We start from the raw sequence: 22,215 nt of genomic DNA, 5'->3' as shown, positions 1-22,215 counted from the left end.
CGGCTCAGCGACGGCCGAGAGCCGACGCGACATCCGCGCGGATCAGCTCTGCCAGCTCCCGGGAACCGCGGTTCTCCGCATCCCTGACCGCCCGCAGCTTGGCGAATTCCTGCACGGGATAATCGACGAGAGCGACTGCGGAGCGCTTGCCCGAGGCCAGTGTTTCGCCGGAGTCGGTCTGCACGAGATTGTAGTCCGCAGAAACGACGATGCGGCCGGCGCGGGGAATGTCGTCACGCACGTCGAGCAGCACACCGATCTTGCGGACCGTCACGTTGAGTTCGAGGTGGTAAAGCGCGCTCTGCGTCTCGCCGGCGCCACCGGAGAAAAGGAAGATCAGGTCGTTGCGGACCTGCTGTTCCACGCGGTCATCGGCTTTCGAGATGGCCACGGCGGCAAGCTTGCCCTCCGTACCGGCAGGCGTGGAGTAAAGCGGCCGCACCTGGCAGCCGGCGACGACGCCAAGGATGGCGATGCCGGCAAACGCCTTGGCGAACCGCGAGAGGCCGGTTCCGTCAGACAACAACATTCACGATCCTCTGTGGTACGACGATGATCTTCTTGGGTTGCTGGCCGGCAAGGGCGGCCTGAACCGCTTCGAGCGCCAGGACGGCCGCCTGGACGGTAGTCTGGTCCGCATCGCGGGCGATTGTCAAATCGGCGCGCTTCTTGCCGTTGATCTGCACCGGCAGCGTGATCTCGTCGTCGGCGACGAGGCGGTCTTCGTAGGACGGCCAAGGGGTTGTCGCGACGAGGCCTTCGCCGCCGACCGCGCGCCAGCATTCTTCCGCCAGATGCGGCGTCATGGGCGCTACGATGCGGATCAGGATGCCAACCGCTTCACGCAGGGCGGCGATAAGGTCGCTCGAGGCTTTGCCGGCAGCAGCGGTGGTGAGCGGCGCGGCAAGCGCATTGACGAACTCGTAGATGCGCGCAACGGCCTTGTTGAAGGCAAGCTTGTCGTAGTCTGCCTGAACGGCCTTCAGCGTCTTGTGCGCCGCCTGGGAGACGGCGAGCGCTTCACCGTCCGCGCCGGGGCGGCTTTCCGCTGCTTTCAGGGCGGGTGCGGCTTCGGAAACAAGGCGCCAGACGCGCTGGACGAAGCGGTGGGCACCTTCGACGCCGGCTTCCGACCAGATGACGTCGCGATCCGGCGGGGAGTCGGAGAGCACGAAGAAGCGGGCCGTGTCGGCACCATAGGAGGCGATGATGTCGTCGGGATCGACAACGTTCTTCTTCGACTTCGACATCTTCTCGATGGAGCCGATAGCGATTTCTTCGCCGGATTCGAGAAGCGTCGCGTGGCGCTTGCCGTCGATCTCCTCGATGCGGATTTCGGCGGGTGTCACCCATTCGCGCTTGCCGGCGACGGTGCGGCTATAGGTTTCATGCACCACCATGCCCTGGGTGAAAAGGCCCTTGAACGGCTCCTTCACGTCGAGATGGCCGGCAACCTGCATGGCGCGGGTGAAGAAGCGCGAATAGAGCAGATGCAGGATCGCGTGTTCGATACCGCCGATATACTGGTCGACCGGCAGCCAGGCATTGGCTGCGGCCGGATCCGTCGGGTCGTTCTCCCACGGGGCGGTGAAACGGGCGAAGTACCAGGACGAATCGACGAAGGTGTCCATCGTGTCCGTCTCGCGGCGGGCGTCCTTGCCGCATTGCGGGCAGGCGACGTGGCGCCAGGTCGGATGGCGGTCGAGCGGGTTGCCCGGCTTGTCGAAGGTGACGTCGTCGGGCAGCTTGACCGGCAGGTCTGCCTTCGGAACCGGCACGACGCCGCAATCCTCGCAGTGGATGACCGGAATGGGGCAGCCCCAGTAGCGCTGGCGCGAAATGCCCCAGTCGCGCAGGCGGAAGTTCACCTTGCGCTCGCCCTGCGGGGCGTTGCCGAGCGTTGCGGCCGACAGGCGCTTTGCCACCTCCTCGAAGGCGGCGCCGGTGCTGAGGCCGTCGAGGAAGCGGGAATTGATCATCACGCCGTCGCCGACATAGGCTTCGCCGGCGATGGCGAAGGTGGCGGCGTCGCCGTTTTCAGGCATCACGACCGGCACGACCGGCAGGTCGTATTTGCGGGCGAAGTCGAGGTCGCGCTGATCCCCGGAAGGGCAGCCGAAGATGGCGCCCGTGCCGTAGTCCATCAGGACGAAGTTGGCGACATAGACCGGCAGCTCCCAGCTGGGATCGAAGGGATGGCGCACGCGGATGCCGGTGTCCATGCCCCTCTTCTCCGCCGTCTCAAGTGCGGCGAGCGAGGTGCCGGCACGGCGGCACTCCTCACAGAACGCCATGATCTCGGCGTTCTTCGCCGAAACGGCCTTGGCGAGCGGATGGTCCGCGGAAATGGCGATGAAGGAGGCGCCGAACAGCGTGTCGGGACGGGTGGTGTAGACGGTGATGTCCTTCTCGCCGGCGAGATCCGCGCCGGTGGCGATCTCCCAGCGCACCAGCATGCCTTCCGAGCGGCCGATCCAGTTCTTCTGCATCAGCCGGACTTTCTCCGGCCACTGGTCAAGCGTTTCCAGCGAATCGAGCAGGTCCTGGCTGAAATCGGTGATCCGGAAGAACCACTGCGTCAGCTCGCGCTGCTCGACGAGTGCGCCGGAGCGCCAGCCGCGGCCGTCGATGACCTGCTCGTTGGCGAGAACCGTATGGTCGACCGGGTCCCAGTTCACCTTGGACTGCTTGCGGTAGACGAGGCCCTTCTCCAGAAAATCGAGGAAGAGGTGCTGCTGGCGCTGATAGTATTCCACGTCGCAGGTGGCGAACTCGCGCGACCAGTCCAGCGACAGGCCCATGGACTTCAGCTGGTTGCGCATGGTCGCAATGTTGTCGTAGGTCCAGCCCTTCGGGTGCACCTTGTTCTGCATGGCGGCGTTTTCGGCGGGCATGCCGAAGGCGTCCCAGCCCATCGGGTGCAGCACGTTGAAACCGCGGGCGCGCTTGTAGCGCGCGACGACGTCGCCCATCGCATAGTTGCGCACATGGCCCATGTGGATGCGGCCAGACGGATAGGGGAACATTTCCAGGACGTAGTACTTTTCGCGCGGATCGTCGTTCTTGGTCAGGAAGACGCTGTCGTCGTTCCATTTTGCCTGCCAGCGGGGTTCGGCATCGCGCGGATTGTAACGTTCGGTGGCCATGTCTTTGATGTTCCGGAAGTCTTTTGGGAGTCTTGGAGGGCGGTGCGCCCATGCGAATATGGTGCCGAGACCTTCATCATGAAACCGCCGAAGCGTCAAGTTTTCCGGCCTCCTGGCAGAAGGGATGCGACATGCGCGCGCTTGGCAAACGGCGCCGATTTCGCTAGGTCCGGAACCAGATGCCGATGGAGAGTGACCATGGACCTTCAGGACCGTCTCGAGGACGTTCGCAACCGGATCAGCAAGGCGGCCGTTGAAGCCGGCCGCAGACCCGAGGCGGTGACGCTGGTGGCGGTCTCGAAAACCTTCGATGCCGAAGCGATTCGCCCGGCAATTGCCGCCGGGCAGCGCGTGTTCGGTGAGAACCGCGTGCAGGAGGCCCAGGGCAAATGGCCCGTGCTGCGAGCCGAAACGGCCGGCATGGAGCTTCATCTGATCGGTCCGTTGCAATCCAACAAGGCGGCCGAGGCCGTCGCCCTTTTCGATGTCATCGAGACTGTTGACCGGGAAAAGATCGCCCGCGCGATCGCCACCGAGATGGCGCGGCAGGGGCGTGCGCTGCGGCTCTATGTCCAGGTCAATACCGGGCTTGAACCGCAGAAGGCCGGCATCGCGCCTGATGACACGGTCGCCTTCGTTACGCTCTGCCGTGACGAGCTCGGCCTCACCATCGAGGGGCTGATGTGTATTCCGCCGGCGGAGGAAAATCCGGGCCCGCATTTCGCGCTGCTCGCAAAGCTCGCCGAACGCTGCAACCTCGACCGCCTGTCGATGGGTATGTCGGGCGACTATGACGTGGCCATCGGCTTTGGCGCGACAAGTGTGCGTGTCGGTTCCGCGATTTTTGGAACGCGCTGACGTTCCCGCTTGACGGTCTTCAAGGGGCAATTTGCCGCTTGAGGCTTTCGTCTGGCTTTTCCGAAGCATCGTCCTCTCCTATTCTCCTCCCCATGGAGGACCGGCCGGTTTCATGGCCGGACATGGAGGATGCGATGCAGAAGACCTATGCCGAGATCTATCGGTCGTGGAAGAATGACCACAGGGGTCATTGGGCCGAGGCGGCCCGGGCGATCGACTGGTTCAGCGAACCGACGGATATTTTCGACGCGGCGCAGGGCGTTTACGGGCGCTGGTTTCCCGACGCGATCGGCAACACCTGTCACAATTGCGTGGACCGGCATGTGGCGGCCGGGCATGGCGGGGATACGGCGCTGATCTATGACAGCCCGGTGACCGGTCGCAAGGCGCGCTACAGCTACGGCGACCTCCTTTCCCATGTGAATGCCATGGCGGCGGTGCTCGTCGATCAGGGTGTAGAGAAGGGCGACCGCGTCATCCTCTATATGCCGATGATCCCGGAGGCGATCTTCGCCATGCTGGCCTGTGCGCGCATCGGGGCGATCCATTCGGTGGTCTTCGGTGGGTTTGCCGCGAGCGAACTCGCAGCGCGCATCGACGATTCCACCGCGAAACTCGTCGTCACGGCCAGCTGCGGCATCGAGCCCAATCGCGTGGTCGCCTACAAGCCGTTGCTCGACACGGCGATCGAGCTGGCCGGGCACAAGCCGGAGCGTTGCCTCGTGTTGCAGCGGCCGGAACTGGTGGTGGAGCTGAAGCCTGGGCGTGATGTGGATCTCGGCCCTGCGCTTTCGGCGGCGCGGGAGGATGGGCGTGAAATCCCCTGCGTGCCATTGGCGGCAACGGATCCGCTCTACATTCTCTATACGTCGGGTACGACCGGCCAGCCCAAGGGCGTCATCCGCGACAATGGCGGCCACATGGTGGCACTGGCCTGGACGATGCGGGCGTTCTACGGTGTGGAGCGCGGTGAGGTCTATTGGGCGGCGTCGGATATCGGCTGGGTCGTCGGCCATTCCTACATCGTCTATGCACCGCTTCTCAATGGCAGCACCACGGTGCTCTACGAGGGCAAGCCGGTCGGCACGCCGGATGCGGGCGCCTTCTGGCGGGTGGTGGAGGACTACAAGGTCTCGGTGCTCTTCACCGCCCCGACCGCCTTCCGCGCCATCCGCAAGGAGGATCCGGAAGGTGTGCTCGTCAAGCGGCACGACATTTCCAGCCTGCGGGCCCTGTTCCTGGCCGGTGAGCGGGCCGATCCGGATACAATCCGCTGGGCCGAAGCGGTGCTCGGCGTGCCGGTCATCGATCACTGGTGGCAGACGGAAACCGGCTGGCCGATCGTTGGCAACCCGCTCGGCCTTGGGCCGCTGCCGGTGAAACACGGCTCCCCGACTGTGCCCATGCCGGGTTATGAGCTGCATGTGCTCGACGATGCCGGCCACGAGGTTTCGCCTGGCACGCTCGGCAACATCGCCATCAAGCTGCCCCTCCCCCCTGGCTGCCTGACGACCTTCTGGAATGCTGACGAGCGTTTCCGCTCAGCCTGCCTTTCGGAGTTCCCCGGCTACTACAAGACGGCCGATGCCGGTTACATCGACGAGGACGGGTACGTCTTCATCATGTCGCGCACCGACGACATCATCAACGTTGCCGGTCACCGCCTTTCGACGGGCGCGATGGAAGAGGTCTGCGCGAGCCATCCGGATGTCGCCGAATGCGCCGTGATCGGCGTCGCCGATGCGTTGAAGGGCCAGTTGCCGGCTGGCTTCCTCGTTTTGAAGAGCGGTGTTTCACGTGAATCATCGGTCGTGGAGCAAGAGGTTGTCGGCCTTGTGCGCGAGCGCATCGGCCCGGTCGCCGCCTTCAAGACGGCGATCTGCGTGAAGCGCTTGCCGAAAACGCGCTCCGGAAAGATCCTGCGCGGCACCATGCAGAAGATCGCGGACCGGGTGGACTGGAAGATGCCGGCGACCATCGACGATCCCTCTATCCTGGACGAGATTGCCGAGGTCTTGTCGGGTCGGCGGATCGTTTGAGCAACAAAAAACCCGGCCATTTCGGTGGCCGGGTTTTTGCTGTCTGGTGATGAACGGCGCTTAGAAGCGGTCGTCTTCATCCTCGTCCGGCGTGGCCGACTTCAGCGACTTCAGCTTGGCGAAGACGGCATCGGCGTCGATTTCCTTCTCTTCCTCGCGGTCGGTGCTGTAGGGCAGCTTTTCCGTTTCCTGCGCGGATTCGAGCGTTGCGCCGAGTTCGGCGGCGGTCGGCAGCGGACGACCCTTCGAGGCGCGTTCAACCTCGAGGTCGAGGTCGATCTGCGAGCACAGACCCAGCGTTACCGGATCCATCGGCGTCAGGTTGGTCGAATTCCAGTGGGTGCGTTCGCGGATCTGCTCGATCGTCGATTTGGTCGTGCCGACGAGACGCGAGATCTGCGCATCCTTGAGTTCCGGATGGTTGCGCACGAGCCAGAGAATGGCGTTGGGGCGGTCCTGGCGCTTGGAGACCGGCGTGTAGCGCGGGCCCTTGCGCTTGGATTCCGGCACGCGGACCTTCGGTTCGGACAGCTTCAGCTTGTGATTCGGATTGGCTTCGGCGCGGGCAATTTCCTCGCGCGACAGCTGGCCGGTCGAGATGGGGTCGAGGCCCTTGATGCCCTGCGCCGATTCGCCGTCGGCGATGGCCTTCACTTCGAGCGGGTGCAGTTTGCAGAATGTGGCGATCTGGTCGAACGACAGCGCCGTGTTGTCGACCAGCCAGACCGCGGTCGCCTTTGGCATGAGGAGCTGCTGAGCCATGGATATAGTCCTTCTGTCCGTCCGCGCCGGTGTCGCGGGCCGTGGGGTGTAACCACTATGTTCCGGGAATTCGGCCCTCTATACAATCACTGTCGCAGAAATGCAATTCTTCAAGCGCAAATGACCTTTTGTCTAATTGCCCGAAGGATTTGACCTGATATGTATGGCGACGGAGATGCGGGGGACCGGAGGAGACACGGCTTGCCCGCCCATGCGCAGTGAGGAGGAATCCATGTCCGCAAAGACCTATCCGGTGCTGAAGTCCGCGAAAAGCCGCACGCTGATCGACAACGAAACCTATCAGAACTGGTATCGCGAAAGCATCGAGAACCCGGAGCGTTTCTGGGACAAGCACGGCATGCGGATCGACTGGTTCAAGCCCTATACCAAGGTGAAGAACACGTCGTTCACCGGCAAGGTGCCGATCAAGTGGTTTGAAGACGGCATCACCAACGTCTCCTACAATTGCATCGATCGCCATCTCAAGGCGCATGGTGATCAGGTCGCCATCATCTGGGAAGGCGACAACCCCTATATCGACAAGAAGATCACCTATAACGAGCTCCATGAACACGTCTGCCGCATGGCGAACGTGATGAAGAAGCACGGCGTCAAGAAGGGCGATCGCGTCACCATCTACATGCCGATGATCCCGGAAGCGGCCTATGCCATGCTTGCCTGCGCGCGCATCGGCGCCGTGCACTCCGTCGTCTTCGGCGGCTTCTCGCCGGATGCCTTGGCCGGCCGCATTGTCGACTGCGAATCGACCTTCGTTGTTACCTGCGACGAGGGTGTGCGCGGCGGTAAACCCATTCCGCTGAAGGAAAACACCGACACGGCGATCGACATCGCCGCCAAGAACCATGTCATCGTCAACAAGGTGCTCGTTGTCCGCCGCACCGGTGGCAAGATCGGCTGGGCGCCGGGCCGTGACATCTGGCATCACCAGGAAGTGCTGACCGTGCCGCGCGATTGTCCGCCGGCCAGGATGAAGGCGGAAGACCCGCTCTTCATCCTCTACACGTCGGGCTCCACCGGCAAGCCGAAGGGCGTTCTGCACACCACGGCCGGCTACCTCGTCTATGCCTCGATGACGCACAAATACGTCTTCGACTACCAGGACGGCGATATCTACTGGTGCACGGCCGACGTGGGTTGGGTCACCGGCCATTCCTATATCGTCTACGGTCCGCTGGCGAACCGTGCGACCACGCTGATGTTCGAGGGCGTGCCGAACTTCCCGGATGCCGGCCGCTTCTGGGAGGTGGTCGACAAGCACAAGGTCAACATCTTCTACACCGCTCCGACGGCGATCCGCGCCCTCATGGGCGCTGGCGATGCCTTCGTGAAGCGCTCGTCGCGTTCGTCGCTGCGCCTGCTCGGCTCGGTCGGTGAGCCGATCAATCCGGAAGCCTGGGAATGGTATTACAACGTCGTCGGCGAAGGCCGTTCGCCGATCGTCGACACCTGGTGGCAGACGGAAACCGGCGGCATTCTGATCACCCCGCTGCCGGGCGCCACGGAGCTCAAGCCCGGTTCGGCGACACGGCCGTTCTTCGGCATCAAGCCGCAGCTTGTCGACAATGAAGGCAACGTGCTGGAAGGGGCGGCCGACGGCAACCTCTGCATCACCGACAGCTGGCCGGGCCAGATGCGCACAGTCTATGGCGATCACAAGCGCTTCGTCGAAACCTATTTTTCGACCTACAAGGGCAAGTATTTTACCGGTGACGGCTGCCGCCGCGACGAGGATGGCTATTACTGGATCACCGGTCGTGTCGACGACGTGCTCAACATTTCCGGCCACCGCCTCGGCACGGCCGAAATTGAATCGGCCCTCGTCTCGCACCATCTGGTCTCGGAAGCCGCCGTCGTCGGCTATCCGCACAGCCTCAAGGGCCAGGGCATCTACTGCTATGTCTCGCTGATGGCTGGCGAGGAAGGCACCGATGCGCTGCGCCAGGACCTCGTCAAGCATGTGCGCAAGGAGATCGGCCCGATCGCGACGCCGGACAAGATCCAGTTCTCGCCCGGCCTGCCAAAAACGCGTTCCGGCAAGATCATGCGCCGCATCCTGCGCAAGATCGCCGAGGACGATTTTGGCTCTCTCGGCGATACGTCCACCCTCGCTGATCCGGCCGTGGTGGACGACCTGATCGCCAACCGGCAGAACAAGGCTGCGGGTTGAGCCTGAAACATAAAGCGAAACGGCGGCCACTGGCCGCCGTTTTCGTTTGAGGTGGTTTTGTTTGAGCGGGAGTTTCCTACCCTCGGTCGCTATCCTCGGGTCTGTCGGGGATCCTGCTGTGTGGAGTGCCGGCCGAGTGGTAGGGCGGATCACACCCCACCGTGATGAAGGAGACACGCCGGGCGTATCCGGTCAAAAATCGATCGCCCGGCCTTTGATCTCCCAATCACCGAAGCGGGCCGGATCGGCTCCGCCGCGTCCACCGGTCTCCGGGGCGGGTTCCGCCTGCGGGGCGGCCTTGCGGCGTTCTTCTGCTTCCTGAAGGGCCCGCTGGGCGGCGGGGGACAGCACTTTCCGGCCGTCCGTATGATTGTCGTTGTCGCTTTGCATGAAATTGGGCATCCTTCCCGGATATTGAAGAATTCCTGTTCGCTTCCCATCCTATAAGGCATGTCGCGCAAAAGTGTGCAGCGGTTTTGCGAGAACGACATGTAAAAAGCTGGGTGTGAAGGCGTTGTGGAAAGCGCTGATTCACGTGAAACATTCCCTTGACAACAGGTGAATGGCAACCCGGCAAGAGACCAGACAGGAGCCGAAGACGTATGAACATCGTTCGCACAGCCATGCTTCTCGCCGTGATGACGGCGCTTTTCATGGGCGTGGGCCTGCTCATCGGCGGCAAGGGCGGCATGCTGATCGCGCTTCTCGTCGCCATCGCCATGAACTTCTTTTCCTACTGGAATTCCGACCGGATGGTGCTGTCCATGTATGGCGCCAAGGAGGTCGATGAGCGTTCGGCGCCGGAATATTACGGCATTGTGCGTGATCTTGCCAAACGCGCCGGCCTGCCCATGCCGCGCGTCTATGTCATCAACAGCGACCAGCCGAATGCCTTTGCCACCGGCCGCAACCCGCAGAATGCCGCGGTTGCTGCTTCGACCGGCCTGCTGCATGCCTTGACTTATGAAGAGGTGGCGGGCGTGATGGCGCATGAGCTCGCGCATATCCAGAACCGCGACACCCTGACCATGACGTTGACGGCGACGATTGCCGGCGCGATCTCCATGCTCGCCAACTTCGCCATGTTCTTCGGCGGTAGCGGCAACCGGGAAAACAACAACCCGCTCGGCTTCATCGGTGTGCTCATTGCCATGATCGTCGCCCCTTTCGCTGCCATGCTGGTGCAGATGGCAATCAGCCGCACCCGCGAATATTCTGCCGACAAGCGGGGTGCGGAGATCTGCGGCAATCCGCTCTGGCTCGCCTCCGCCTTGAAGAAGATCGCGGTCGCTGCCGGCCGCATTCGCAACGACGGCGCCGAGCACAATCCGGCGACAGCCCATATGTTCATCATCAATCCGCTGTCGGGCGAGCGCATGGACAATCTGTTCTCCACCCATCCGAACACGGAGAACCGCATCGCCGCGCTTCAGGAAATGGCCCGCGGCAAAGAGATGCGCTCGACGGAGCCGGTGCGGGCTGATAATCCGTCCCGCAAATCGCGTTCCGTCCCGTCGACCGGCTGGGGACGCGGTGGTTCCGAACCGCCCAAAGGTCCCTGGTCTTGAACGACGACAATCGAAAAAACAGATCGCATCCGAAACGCCATCGCCCCAGCAAGGGGCCGTCTGTGGATGCCGCAGCCAACCATCCGGAAAAGCCGGGCCTGCGCGCCCGGCAGGCCGCGGCCAAGATCCTGGCGGCTGTCGTCGATCGCAGGACGCCGCTCGACGGCATGCTTGACCTCGAAAACGGCAACCCGGCCTATTGCCAGCTGAACGATGCCGACCGTGCGCTCGTCCGCGCCATCCTCAACACGGCGCTGCGCCACCTCCCCCGCATCGAGGCTATTCTCGACACGCTGGTCGGCACGCCCCTGCCTGATGGCGCCCGGGCGCTGCATCACGTGCTGACGGTCGCGGCGGCACAGATCCTCTATCTCGACGTGCCCGATCACTCCGCTGTCGACCTCGCGGTCGAGCAGGCGCAGATCGATCCGCGCAACCGCCGTTTCGCAAGCCTCACCAATGCGGTGCTGCGCCGCCTGTCGCGCGAAAAGGCCTCGCATTTGACGGCGACAAAAGCCGTTTCCGTCATTCCGGCTTGGTTCCATGAGCGGCTAGCCGCCGTCTACGGACATGACCACGCCGCGCGCATTGCCGATGCCTTGCTCGAGCCCTCCACTGTCGATCTGACGGTCAAGTCCGATGCCGAAGGCTGGGCCGAGCGGTTTGGCGGCCTGATTCTGCCGACAGGATCGGTCCGCCTTCCGGTCGCCTCCGGTGCCATTCCGGCACTCGAAGGCTTTGAGGACGGGGAATGGTGGGTACAGGATGCCGCGGCAAGCCTGCCGGCAAAGCTGTTTTCGAATCTTGCGGGCAAGCGGGTCGCCGATCTCTGTGCTGCGCCCGGCGGCAAGACCGCGCAGCTCGCCGCAGCGGGGGCCAGGGTCACCGCCCTCGACCAGTCCGGCAACCGTCTGAAGCGGCTTGTCGGCAATCTCGACCGGCTCCGCCTCTCGGCCGAGACCGTTGAGGCGAACATGGCGGAATACCGCCCGGGTGAACCCTTCGATGCCGTTCTTCTCGACGCACCCTGCTCCTCGACAGGCACGATCCGCCGTCATCCCGACGTGCTCTGGACCAAGGGGCCGGAGGATATCGGCAAGCTGGCCGGCCTGCAGGAGCGCCTGCTGCGCCACGCGCTGACGCTGGTACGCCCTGGCGGCGAGCTGGTCTTCTCCAACTGCTCGCTCGATCCGAGCGAAGGCGAGGAGATGGTAGCCCGCGTTCTCGCCGACAATCCGGACTGGCGCATTGCGCCGGTCGATCCTGCCGACTGGCCGGGTTTGGAAGAGGCGATTTCCCCGCGCGGCGAATTCCGCACCACGCCTGCGATGCTGCCCGCAACCGCCAGCCATGCCGGTGGCCTGGATGGGTTCTATGCCGTGCGGCTCGTCCATGCCGGCTGATCTGCAAGGGCGCCTGGGAACGGCTTCCACCGTCGTCAACAGTCCATCGACCGGCAGTCAATTGACGACGCTTGCCTTCTCGGCCTAGCTATAGGCCCAGGAGGCATTCGTTAACCATGCAGCTTTCCGACAGGCAGCGGCTTCTCTATCTGTATATGCGTGAGGGTTGGCGCCGGTTTTCTCGGAGGCTCGCCCTCGGGCGAATCAGTGCCATGCGCTTTTCCGGCGGTACGCCGGACCGGCTGGTCGTCGCGCCGACAGACCTTCACCCGGCTGATTCGTTTGCCGGCGAAGAAATCGTTGCCGGCCGCTTTCCGCTGGCTGGCCGCGTTCTTGAATGCGACGGCGAATCACCCTTTGCGCTGGAGCTTCCCTCGGAGGAGTTCGCGGTACGCCTGCATTCCTTCGGCTGGCTGCGGCACATGCGGTTGGTGGATCCGGAAAAGGCGGCCCATACCGCCCGCTTCGTGGTGGACGACTGGCTGCAGAGCCATGGACGCGTCATCGGCGGGCTTGCCTGGCGGCCGGATGTCGCCGCTCAGCGCATCATCGCCTGGTTGTCCCATTCGCCTGTTGTCCTGAAGGATGCCGATTATCCGTTCTATCGCCGCTTCCTGAAGAGTCTCGCCTTCCAGGTTCGGTATCTGCGCCATGTCGCCGATACGACGCGCGATGGCGAACCGCGGCTCAGGGTGCGTATTGCGCTCGCCATGGCCTCCATCGCCATGCCGAGCTCGGCCTCGCGCATGCGCAAGGCCGCCCGCCATCTCGACGAGGAGCTCGACCGGCAGATTTTGCCGGACGGTGGTCATTCCTCCCGCAATCCGCGCGCCGCGCTCGATGTGCTGCTCGACCTGCTGCCGTTGCGCCAGACCTATGTCAATCTCGGCCACGACATGCCGGCGCAGCTCATCCCCTCGATCGACCGTATCTTCCCGGCGCTGCGCTTCTTCCGCCATCAAGGTGGCGAGCTCGCGCTGTTCAATGGCGCGACCTATACGCTCGCAAATGAGCTGATGTCGGTGCTGCGATATGACGAGACCGGCGGTGCGCCGTTCAAGGCATTGCCGTTGAGCCGGTATGATCGCCTGGCGGTCCAGGAAACGGTCGTTCTGATGGATACGGGCGTGCCCAAATCTGTCGATCTGTCGGCGACAGCCGCCGCCGGTGCGCTTTCCATTGAAGTGTCCTCGGGCAAGAACCGCTTCATCGTCAATTCCGGTCGTCCGCGTTTTGCCGGCGAGGCACTCAGGCAGATGTCGCGTACCACCGCAGCCCATTCCGTCGCCACGCTCAACGACACATCCTCCTCGCGGATTTCCACCTCCCGCTTCCTGGGGCCGATCGTCGTCGGCGGCATCAGCAAGGTGGACGTGGCGCGGGCTGAGCGTCAGTCGGGCGCCGACAGCGTGACGGCGACCCATGACGGTTATCTCAAGCGCTTCGGCCTGCTCTACGAACGGGATATCCTCGTTGCGGCGACGGGCGGTGAGATCCGTGGCCGGGAGCGCTTCTACAAGCCCGCCGATCCGGACGGCGCGATCGAGAAGGGCACCGCAGTGGTGCGCTTCCACATCCACCCGACGATCCAGCTCTACAGGGTATCGGCCAACGAGACGCGGCTGATCGCCCCTGACGGCGAGGCCTGGGCGCTGACCTGCGTCGATGTCGCGGTGGCGGAAGAGGAGGATGTCTTCTTCGCCGATCCTTCCGGTGTCAGGGCCTCGCGCCAGCTCACGCTGACCATGCCGCTTGCCAAAGTGGCCGAAGTTCAGTGGTCGTTGGTGCGGCAACGCTGAGAATTCCCGGCGTTTGGCGGTTTTCTCGCGGCCGGGCCTGTGATAACGGGGCGCATGACCATCCGGCCCGCCCTTCCGGGCCGTCAGAACGGAGCGCCCCCAATGGCCGTCATTTCCAAGAAGATCCCCGCCCCCGACCGTGTCGCCCTGCGCACGGCCCTGCTGTCCGTCTCCGACAAGGCCGGCGTCGTCGACCTCGCCCGGGCCCTTGCCGAGAAGGGCGTGCGGCTGCTGTCGACCGGCGGCACGCACAAGGCGCTCCGCGACGCCGGGCTTGACGTCACCGACGTTTCCGAGGTTACGGGCTTTCCGGAAATCATGGACGGCCGCGTAAAGACGCTGCATCCCACCGTGCATGGCGGCCTGCTGGCGATCCGTGACGATGCGGAGCATGTCGAGGCGATGAAGGAACACGGTATCGGCGCGATCGACCTTGCCGTCATCAACCTCTATCCTTTCGAGGAAGTGCGCGCCAAGGGGGGGGACTATCCGACGACGGTCGAGAACATCGACATCGGCGGCCCGGCGATGATCCGCGCCTCGGCCAAGAACCATGCCTATGTGACCATCGTCACCGATCCTGCCGATTATCCTGCGCTGCTTGAGGAACTCGCCGACGGTTCGACCTCCTACGCCTTCCGCCAGCGTATGGCGGCGAAGGCCTATGCCCGCACGGCGGCCTATGACGCGGCCATCTCCAACTGGTTCGCCGATGCGCTCGACATCGCGATGCCCCGCCACCGCGTGCTCGGCGGCGTGTTGAAGGAAGAGATGCGTTATGGCGAGAACCCGCACCAGAAGGCAGGCTTCTACGTGACGGGTGAAAACCGCCCGGGCGTCGCGACCGCCACGCTGCTGCAGGGCAAGCAGCTTTCCTACAACAACATCAACGACACCGATGCGGCCTTCGAGCTCGTCGCCGAATTCCTGCCGGAGAACGGCCCGGCCTGCGCGATCATCAAGCATGCCAATCCCTGCGGCGTTGCCACCGGCAAGACGCTGAAGGATGCCTATGCGCGGGCGCTCGCCTGCGATCCGGTCTCGGCCTTCGGTGGTATCATCGCGCTCAACACCACACTTGATGGCGAGACGGCGGAGGAGATCGTCAAGCTCTTCACCGAGGTCATCATCGCGCCGGACGCGGACGAGAAAGCCCGGGCCATCATTGCCGGCAAGCCGAACCTGCGCCTGCTGGTGACGGGCGCCCTGCCCGATCCGCGTGTGCCCGGCCTTTTCGCCAAGACCGTGTCGGGCGGCCTGCTCGTGCAAAGCCGCGACAACGGCATGGTCGAGGACCTCGAACTGAAGGTCGTCACCAAGCGTGCGCCGACCGCCCAGGAACTGGTGGATATGAAGTTCGCCTTCAAGGTTGCCAAGCACGTCAAGTCGAATGCTGTGGTCTATGCCAAGGATGGCCAGACGGCCGGCATCGGTGCCGGCCAGATGAGCCGTGTCGATTCCGCCCGCATCGCCGGCCTGAAGGCCGAGGAAGCGGCCAAGGCCATGGGTCTTGCCGAGCCGCTGACGCGGGGTTCGGCTGTCGCGTCGGAAGCTTTCCTGCCCTTTGCTGACGGCCTGCTCTCGGCGATTGCAGCGGGCGCCACGGCGGTGATCCAGCCGGGCGGTTCGATGCGCGACGCGGAGGTGATTGCCGCGGCTGACGAGGCGGGCGTCGCGATGGTCTTCACCGGCATGCGCCATTTCCGTCACTAGCCCGTTTCGGCCTCTTTCTAACTCCGGGAAAGCCGTCATGCTTTCCCGGAACATTTTAGCCGGATTCTTCGCCGGATAGCAGCGCCCCGCTTGCGGGGCGTTTCGCGTTTCAGACCTCCACCTTCGCCGCCGGATAGGGTGTGCGCAGCAGGAGCAGGAAGCCGACGAGGAGGAAGGCGATGAGCGCCATCATGCCGAGGCGCGCGGAGCCGGTCGCCGTGGTGACGAGCGCGACGGAGAGGGGGGCGAGGAAGGAGGTGGCGCGGCCGGACAGGGCATAGAGGCCGAAATAGCGGCCCGCCTCGTCCGGATGAATGCTCTGGGCGAGATAGGAACGAGCGGAGGCCTGGACAGGGCCGAAGGCGATGCCGATCAGAAGGCCGTAGACGATATAGGCCTTTTCCGCTGCGGTGCCGAACAGGCCGCCGGAATCGGCGGTCGGCAAGGGCAACAGGCCGAACAGCGTGAAGCCCGGACCGGTGGAGACGATGCCGATGGTGGCCAGCGTCAGGCAGACGAGGCTTATCACCACCACGGTCTTCGAGCCGAGACGCCGGTCCATGCGGCTGGCATAGAGGCAGCCGCCGATCGCCACCACATTGAGGATGATGCCGTAGATGCCGAGTTCGAAGGTCTGCCAGGCGAACATGCCGGCGGCGAAGGTGCCGCCGAGCGCCAGCAGCCCATTGACCCCGTCCTGATAGATCATCCGGGCAATGAGGAAGCGCAGGATGCCCGGTTTTCTGCGAAGGTCGCGCAGTGCGAATGTGAGATCGGCGAAGCCGGCGCGCACCGCAGCTACAATGGGCAGCCCCCGGCTCTGGTCCGGCGTGAAGAAGAACATCGGCAGGATGAAGACGAGGTACCACAGCGCCGAGATCGGCCCGGTGATGCGGGCATCTTCGCCTGCGGCAGCGTCGAGGCCGAAGAGCGGGCTGATGCCGATCGCCGTCCGGCCTGTCTCCGGATTTGCGGCCAGCAGGGCGACGACCGCAATCAACACGATCATGCCGCCGAGATAACCGAGGCCCCATGCGATGTTGGAGATGCGGCCGGCATCCGCGGGGCTCACCAGGCGCGGCATCATCGAATCGTTGAAGACGATGGAGAACTCCGCCGCTACGGTGGCGAGCACGATCATCGCCATGGCGAAGATGAGGCTGCTGCCGGGCGCGGCATACCAGAGGGCGAAGAGAGACAGGATCTTGATGGCGGCGAAGGCGGCGATCCAGGGCTTTCGCGCGCCGGAGGCATCGGCGATGGAGCCCATGATCGGGGCGAGCAACGCAATGGTGACGCCGGCGATGGTGAGCGTATAGCTCCAGGCCGCCTGCCCGGCCGCGTGGTCCTCGGTGAGGCGCGAGACGAGGTAAGGGCCGAAGATGAAGGTGGTGATGACCGTGAAGAACGGTTGCGCTGCCCAGTCGAACAGCATCCAGCCCGTTATGCCGAGGCGGCTCGTCCGCCCTGCCGCTGCTTCCGCCACGCCTATCCCCGCTTTTCGAATCGCTGCGGCGGGTTTTCACGCCGGTTTCGCCAGGAGGCTAGCATTTGCCGGTGACGGGATTCAACGGGTGCGGTGAGACCCTCTCTGCCTGGCAGGCAGAGAGGGCAGTTGCGGTTGCGCAAAGGCGCGATAGCCTCGGCCGCACGGAAGGTGGCCGCGATGAGGCAAGGGCGTGTCTTACCGGGCCCGTTCCTGTGCGAGGTCGCTCAGGATGCCAGCGGCGACGCTGACCTTGGCGAGCGTGGCTTCGCCTGCTTCCGTCAGCGCCGAGAGGTTGGCGGTGACGCGGGCGAGGCGCTCGCGGTCACCCTGCTGCCAGGTGGCGAGCGGTGCCTTGTCGCCCTTGTGGCGTGTCAGCACCACCGTGGCGAGGTCCCGGCGGGCATTGGCGATATCGGTGAGGCTGCGCTGCAGGGCGAGCGCTTCATAGAGATCGCCGGTCGGGATGCGGCTGGCCGCCGAAAGCAGCCGGCCGATATTGAGCGCTGCGCTGATGCCGGCGAAGGTCTGCGCCGTCTTGCTGAGCGTGTCGCCCGTCGCCCCGGCGATCAGCATGACCTCCGGCACGAAGGTCAGCATGGAGAGCGTGGCGATCTCCTCGGCCAGCTCCGTCGGCACGCCTTCGTCCTCATAGGCATGGGCCTTGCGGCGGGCCTCGTCGCCGGCCTGCTCGGAGATGAGGGTGGTAAGATGCGGACGTAGCTGCTTCAGGGCCTGCTTGAGCTTGTGCACCGCCTGGTCCATCGGGCCGGAGACTGCACCGGTGGTCAGGAGCAGGCTGGTGACGGAAGCGTAGATACGACCGATCTCCTCGTAGAGCTCGTTCTGCACCGATCCTGAAACCTGGTTGTCCAGAGCATCGACGCCGGCATAGAGGGCGGCGAGGCCGTAGCCGTCGCGGGCGATGACGGCGGCTTTCACCGCATCCGCCGGACCGAAACCGGTGCCGTCGGTCAGCGTGTTGACGAAGGCCGGGCCGCCGCGGTTGATCACCTCGTTGGCGAGGATCGTTGCGATGATCTCGCGGCGCAGGCGGTGCGAACGGATGTCGTCCGCATAGGCCTTCTGCATCTTCGCCGGGAAGTAGCCCATCAGCGTTGGCTCGAAATAGGGCTCGTCCGGCAGATCGGTATGGACGAGTTCATCGAACAGCACCAGTTTGGCATAGGAGAGCAGCACGCCGATCTCCGGCCGCGTCAGCGACTTGCCGGCCTGGTAGCGTTCTGCGACCGTGCGGTCGTCGGGCAGCGTCTCGACCTTTCGGTTGAGCTGGCCGGCGGCCTCGAAGCGATCCATCAGGCGGGTCAGTGGCGCGCGGTTGGCGGCACCCTGCTTTTCCGTCAGCGAGATCGCCAGCGATTGCAGGTAGTTGTTGCGCAGCACGAGGTGCCCCACCTCGTCCGTCATCGAGGCGAGCAAAACGTTGCGCTTGGCGCGCGGCAGCCGGTCGTCGCGCATGGCCGAGGCGAGCGCGATCTTGATGTTGACCTCGACGTCCGACGAGTTCACGCCGGCCGAGTTGTCGATGGCATCCGAGTTGCAGCGCCCGCCCTTGAGGCCGAAGGCGATGCGGCCGCGCTGGGTGACACCGAGATTGGCGCCCTCGCCGATCACCTTGGCGCGCACGTCGTCGGCGACGATGCGGATCGGGTCGTTGGCGCGATCACCGACCTCGGCATCCGTCTCGTTCTGGCCGCGGATATAGGTGCCGATACCGCCGAACCACATCAGGTCGACCGGCGCCTTGAGGATCGCCGTCATGATCTCGAAGGGCGTCGCCTTGGTCTTGTCGATGCCGATCACGGCCATGGCTTCCGGCGTGAGCGTCACGGATTTTTCCGTGCGCGGGATGATCATTGCGCCCTTGGACAGGACCGAGCGGTCATAGTCCTGCCAGCTGGAGCGCGGCAGGTTGAACATGCGGCGCCGTTCGGCGAAGGACGTGTCGGTGTCCGGGTTGGGATCGATGAAGATGTCGCGGTGGTCGAAGGCGGCGAGGAGCCGGATCTTGCGCGACAGCAGCATGCCGTTGCCGAAGACGTCGCCCGACATGTCGCCGACGCCGGCGACGGTGAAGGGCGTCTTCTGGATGTCGATGTTCATTTCGCGGAAGTGGCGCTTCACGGTTTCCCAGGCGCCGCGGGCGGTGATGCCCATCTTCTTGTGATCGTAGCCGGCCGAGCCGCCCGAGGCAAAGGCGTCGTCGAGCCAGAAGCCGGCTTCCTGCGCCAGGCCGTTTGCGGTGTCGGAGAAGGTTGCGGTTCCCTTGTCGGCGGCGACGACGAAATAGGGATCGTCGCCGTCGAGGCGCACCGTGTCTGCCGGCGGCACCACGTCCTGGCCGACGATGTTGTCCGTGACGGAGAGGAGCGTGCGGATATAGGTCTTGTAAGCCTCGGTGCCGGCCTTGAAGACGGCGTCGCGGCTGCCGCCGACCGGGAGCTGCTTCGGATAGAAGCCGCCCTTGGCGCCGACGGGCACGATGACCGAGTTCTTGACCTGCTGGGCCTTCACGAGGCCGAGCACTTCCGTGCGGTAGTCCTGTGCACGGTCGGACCAGCGCAGGCCGCCGCGGGCGACCTTGCCGAAGCGCAGATGCACGCCCTCGACCTCGGCGCCGTAGACGAAGATCTCGCGGAAGGGCCGTGGTTCCGGCAGGCCGTCGAGAGCCTTCGGGTCGAGCTTGATCGCCAGCGTCTTGCGCGGTTTTCCGTCCGCATCGCGCTGGAAGTAGTTGGTGCGCAGCGTTGCCTCGATGGCGTTGACGTAGCGGCGCAGGATGCGGTCCTCGTCGAGGCTCGGCACGTTCGCCAGCGCGGTCTCGATCGCCGCTGCGATCTCTGCGGATTTCTTCTCGCGCTGGCGCTCTGAGAGCTTCGGATCGAGGCGGGTCTCGAACAGGCGGAAGAGGTCGGCGGCGATAAGCGGGTACTTGTTGAGCGTATCGGCGATATAGCCCTGCGAATAGGCGATGCCCGTCTGGCGCAGGTAGCGCGAATAGGTGCGCAGCGCCATGATCTGACGGGCGGAGAGTCCACCGGTCAGCACGAGGCGGTTCAGCGCGTCGTCGTCTACATCGCCGTGCCAGGCCGCGAGGAATGCCTCCTCCAGCATCGGGCTCAGCTTGGCAAGATTGATCTCGATGCCATCGCGGTGCTTCAGTTCCATGTCATGCAGGATGACGCGGCGCTCACCGCCATCGAGGCCGGCAAGTGTCAGGTCGTGCGTCTGCTCACTGATGACGTTGAAGCCGAGATTTTCCAGAAGCGGCACGCGCTGCGATAGCGAAACGGGTTCGCCGGCATGGAAGATCTTCAGTTCGACGGAGGCGAGATCCGTGTTCCAGGCCTTGCGGTAGAAGGCGATGCTGATCGGGTTCTCGGGCGTTGCCGTGGTGATGAGGGAAAGATCCGCATGGGCCTCGGCGGGGGTGAAGTCCTCCTGGTAGCTGCGGTCGGTGACGAGCCGCACGCCGTCTGTATTGGAGAGGGCCTCGAACCTGTCGGTCCAGCGGGTGGCGATCTCGCGCACCGCCTGTTCGAGCTTGCCCTGCGGGATGCGCGGAGTCTTGCCGCCGGAGCGGCCGATGATGAAGTGCACGCGCGCAAGGCCGCCTTCCGGGAAGGCCGGATAGTAGGCCGAGACGCGGCCGTCATAGGCCGACTTCAGATAGTTGCCGATCTTTTCGCGCACGTCGGAATCGTACTGTTCGCGTGGCACGTAGACGATGACGGAGACGAAGCGGTCGAAGCGATCGATACGCGGCAGCACGCGGATGCGCGGCCGGTCGGAGAGTTCGTTGATCTGCTCGCAGAAGGTGGCAAGCAGACTGGTGTCAATCTGGAAGAGGTCGTCGCGCGGATAGGATTCCAGCGTGTTGATCAGCATCTTGCCGGAATGGCTTTTCGGGTCGTAGCCAAAATGCTCGATGACCGCGGCGACCTTCGAGCGCAGCAGCGGGATCTGGCCGGCGGCGTGGGTGTAGGCTGTCGAGGTGAAGAGGCCGACGATACGCAGTTCCCCGATCACCCTGCCCTTCTCGTCGAAGCGCTTGAGGCCGACATAGTCCATATAGGCCCGGCGGTGCACGAGCGATTTCACATTGGCCTTGGTGACGATCAGGAAATCCGGACCTTCAAGGAATTCAAGGATTTCCGGCGTCGTCGTCACCGCGTCCTTGCCAAGGCGCAGCACGCGCACATCGGGGTCGGAGAGGATGCCGAGGCCCTCCCCTCCGCGTTCGACGGTTGCCGCTTCGCCCTTGCCGGAATAGCTGTATTCGCGCATGCCGAGGAAGGTGAAGTTGTTGCCGCGCAGCCAGGCGAGGAAGGCGAGCGCTTCGTCCTTGCCGGGCTTCTCCTTGGCGTAGCGCTCCACGTCGGCCATGGTGCTGTCGAGCTTTTCCACCATGGCGGGCCAGTCATCGACGGCCAGATGGACCTGATCGAGCACGGTTCCGACCCGTTCCGCAAGTGCGGCGGCCTCGCTCGGCGCGAGTTCGGACAGGTGGATCTCGATATGGCTGACCCGCTGCGCCGGATCGCTTTCCTCGTCGGGCGAGAAGAGCTTCGGTGCCTCACTGGGCGTTACGACGAGGATCGGGTGGATCGCCAGATGGATGTCGCGATGGGTGCTCGTCACCTCGCCCATCACTGAATCATAGAGGAACGGCTGGTTGCGATCGGTGACGGAGAGAACCGAAACGGGCTGGCTCTGCGGCGTCACGCCGGCAAGCGTGGTGACGGTGACACGCGGCTCGGTGCCGTCCCAGGCCTCGATTTCGGCCATGGCATGGGCTGCCGCGACGGCCAGCATCTCGCCGCTATAATGCTCGAGGTCGTCCTTGCTGGCGCGCCCGAAGAGGATGTCCGGGTTCAGCGTCTTTGCGCCGAGGGCGGCAGCTGCGGCCTTTGCGGCCTCGATGTGTTTTTCTCGTTTCACGTTGGTCCTGGCACCCATGGAATTCTCCCTCGAATCCGATGGCCGGACGTTAGCAGAAGAAAAAATACGTGCGACGGAATTTGTGCATTTGCGAGAAAATTCAATCGATTTTGTCCTAGATAGGTCAGTTTCACTGTCGTTTTGTCACGAATCTCGTGTTTTTTCGTCGAAAAGCAGCCAAAAACCGGCCGGATCTGCTTTTTTCATCTTTTCCGCCAAAGGCCGAAAACGGGGTGGGCGTTGACAGGAAATGACCCCCTTGTCATCACTCGGCCGGAACCAGGAGAGCCT

General features: G+C 64.1%; 13 protein-coding genes. 7 read left to right on the top strand and 6 right to left on the bottom strand.

From position 1 onward, the window contains the following. Nucleotides 1-4: 4 nt before the first annotated feature. Both lptE and leuS read right to left on the bottom strand, forming a co-directional pair. Entirely contained in the window at nucleotides 5-529 is a 525-nt protein-coding gene (gene lptE / locus K0P03_RS18255; protein ID WP_050745358.1) for an LPS assembly lipoprotein LptE, read from the bottom strand. Next, nucleotides 516-3,146 (bottom strand): leucine--tRNA ligase, encoded by a 2,631-nt coding sequence (leuS, locus tag K0P03_RS18250; RefSeq protein ID WP_272790272.1) that lies wholly within the window; start codon nucleotides 3,144-3,146, stop codon nucleotides 516-518. Before leuS ends, lptE begins: the two co-directional genes overlap by 14 nt. Nucleotides 3,147-3,344: 198 nt before the next feature. Between leuS and K0P03_RS18245 the strand changes: the two genes are divergently transcribed. Next, on the top strand, nucleotides 3,345-4,004 hold the full coding sequence (locus K0P03_RS18245) for a YggS family pyridoxal phosphate-dependent enzyme (RefSeq protein ID WP_023516582.1): 660 nt from the start codon (nucleotides 3,345-3,347) through the stop codon (nucleotides 4,002-4,004). Between the two features lie 134 nt (nucleotides 4,005-4,138). After that, nucleotides 4,139-6,043 carry a propionyl-CoA synthetase gene (locus tag K0P03_RS18240; protein ID WP_272790271.1) on the top strand — a complete coding sequence of 635 codons (1,905 nt, stop codon included), beginning with the start codon at nucleotides 4,139-4,141 and terminating at the stop codon, nucleotides 6,041-6,043. A 60-nt stretch (nucleotides 6,044-6,103) separates the two neighbouring features. Here K0P03_RS18240 and K0P03_RS18235 read toward each other — a convergent pair whose 3' ends face one another. Beyond that, a complete protein-coding gene (locus tag K0P03_RS18235; RefSeq protein ID WP_023516580.1) occupies nucleotides 6,104-6,805 on the bottom strand; it encodes a DUF1013 domain-containing protein in 702 nt (233 codons plus the stop codon). Nucleotides 6,806-7,037: 232 nt separating this feature from the next. Here K0P03_RS18235 and acs point away from each other — a divergent pair, with 232 nt between their 5' ends. After that, on the top strand, nucleotides 7,038-8,993 hold the full coding sequence (gene acs, locus K0P03_RS18230; protein ID WP_024271275.1) for an acetate--CoA ligase: 1,956 nt from the start codon (nucleotides 7,038-7,040) through the stop codon (nucleotides 8,991-8,993). Nucleotides 8,994-9,185: 192 nt separating this feature from the next. On the opposite strand, the gene K0P03_RS18225 is transcribed toward acs, so the two are convergent. Then, nucleotides 9,186-9,383: a DUF1674 domain-containing protein gene (locus tag K0P03_RS18225; RefSeq protein ID WP_023515750.1), complete on the bottom strand. Its 198-nt coding sequence runs from the start codon at nucleotides 9,381-9,383 to the stop codon at nucleotides 9,186-9,188. Nucleotides 9,384-9,595: 212 nt separating this feature from the next. Between K0P03_RS18225 and htpX the strand changes: the two genes are divergently transcribed. From htpX to purH, 4 genes are all read left to right on the top strand, one after another. Next, nucleotides 9,596-10,561 (top strand): zinc metalloprotease HtpX, encoded by a 966-nt coding sequence (gene htpX / locus K0P03_RS18220; RefSeq protein WP_050745354.1) that lies wholly within the window; start codon nucleotides 9,596-9,598, stop codon nucleotides 10,559-10,561. Then, nucleotides 10,552-11,964, top strand: coding sequence for an RsmB/NOP family class I SAM-dependent RNA methyltransferase (locus K0P03_RS18215; protein WP_443020584.1), 1,413 nt, complete (start codon nucleotides 10,552-10,554; stop codon nucleotides 11,962-11,964). Before htpX ends, K0P03_RS18215 begins: the two co-directional genes overlap by 10 nt. 116 nt (nucleotides 11,965-12,080) lie before the next feature. Further along, entirely contained in the window at nucleotides 12,081-13,763 is a 1,683-nt protein-coding gene (locus K0P03_RS18210) for a heparinase II/III family protein (protein ID WP_023512362.1), read from the top strand. A 102-nt stretch (nucleotides 13,764-13,865) separates the two neighbouring features. Next, a complete protein-coding gene (purH, locus tag K0P03_RS18205; RefSeq protein WP_272790269.1) occupies nucleotides 13,866-15,476 on the top strand; it encodes a bifunctional phosphoribosylaminoimidazolecarboxamide formyltransferase/IMP cyclohydrolase in 1,611 nt (536 codons plus the stop codon). A gap of 109 nt (nucleotides 15,477-15,585) precedes the next feature. On the opposite strand, the gene K0P03_RS18200 is transcribed toward purH, so the two are convergent. Next, nucleotides 15,586-16,911: an MFS transporter gene (locus tag K0P03_RS18200; protein WP_081870721.1), complete on the bottom strand. Its 1,326-nt coding sequence runs from the start codon at nucleotides 16,909-16,911 to the stop codon at nucleotides 15,586-15,588. A 249-nt stretch (nucleotides 16,912-17,160) separates the two neighbouring features. After that, complete coding sequence (locus K0P03_RS18195; RefSeq protein WP_272790268.1) at nucleotides 17,161-21,942, bottom strand: NAD-glutamate dehydrogenase; 4,782 nt, start codon at nucleotides 21,940-21,942, stop codon at nucleotides 17,161-17,163. Nucleotides 21,943-22,215 lie beyond the last annotated feature (273 nt).

The organism is Shinella sp. HY16, from assembly GCF_028534175.1.
GTDB lineage: Bacteria > Pseudomonadota > Alphaproteobacteria > Rhizobiales > Rhizobiaceae > Shinella.
The sequence above is the reverse complement of the archived record's forward strand: the minus strand, read 5'-3'. Positions and strand labels throughout refer to the sequence as shown.

What these genes read in the sequence shown, in the direction of transcription:
- lptE (WP_050745358.1), bottom strand. Translation starts at nt 529, where the DNA reads ATGTTGTTGTCTGACGGAACCGGCCTCTCGCGGTTCGCCAAGGCGTTT.
- leuS (WP_272790272.1), bottom strand. Translation starts at nt 3,146, where the DNA reads ATGGCCACCGAACGTTACAATCCGCGCGATGCCGAACCCCGCTGGCAG.
- K0P03_RS18245 (WP_023516582.1), top strand. Translation starts at nt 3,345, where the DNA reads ATGGACCTTCAGGACCGTCTCGAGGACGTTCGCAACCGGATCAGCAAG.
- K0P03_RS18240 (WP_272790271.1), top strand. Translation starts at nt 4,139, where the DNA reads ATGCAGAAGACCTATGCCGAGATCTATCGGTCGTGGAAGAATGACCAC.
- K0P03_RS18235 (WP_023516580.1), bottom strand. Translation starts at nt 6,805, where the DNA reads ATGGCTCAGCAGCTCCTCATGCCAAAGGCGACCGCGGTCTGGCTGGTC.
- acs (WP_024271275.1), top strand. Translation starts at nt 7,038, where the DNA reads ATGTCCGCAAAGACCTATCCGGTGCTGAAGTCCGCGAAAAGCCGCACG.
- K0P03_RS18225 (WP_023515750.1), bottom strand. Translation starts at nt 9,383, where the DNA reads ATGCAAAGCGACAACGACAATCATACGGACGGCCGGAAAGTGCTGTCC.
- htpX (WP_050745354.1), top strand. Translation starts at nt 9,596, where the DNA reads ATGAACATCGTTCGCACAGCCATGCTTCTCGCCGTGATGACGGCGCTT.
- K0P03_RS18210 (WP_023512362.1), top strand. Translation starts at nt 12,081, where the DNA reads ATGCAGCTTTCCGACAGGCAGCGGCTTCTCTATCTGTATATGCGTGAG.
- purH (WP_272790269.1), top strand. Translation starts at nt 13,866, where the DNA reads ATGGCCGTCATTTCCAAGAAGATCCCCGCCCCCGACCGTGTCGCCCTG.
- K0P03_RS18200 (WP_081870721.1), bottom strand. Translation starts at nt 16,911, where the DNA reads ATGCTGTTCGACTGGGCAGCGCAACCGTTCTTCACGGTCATCACCACC.
- K0P03_RS18195 (WP_272790268.1), bottom strand. Translation starts at nt 21,942, where the DNA reads ATGGGTGCCAGGACCAACGTGAAACGAGAAAAACACATCGAGGCCGCA.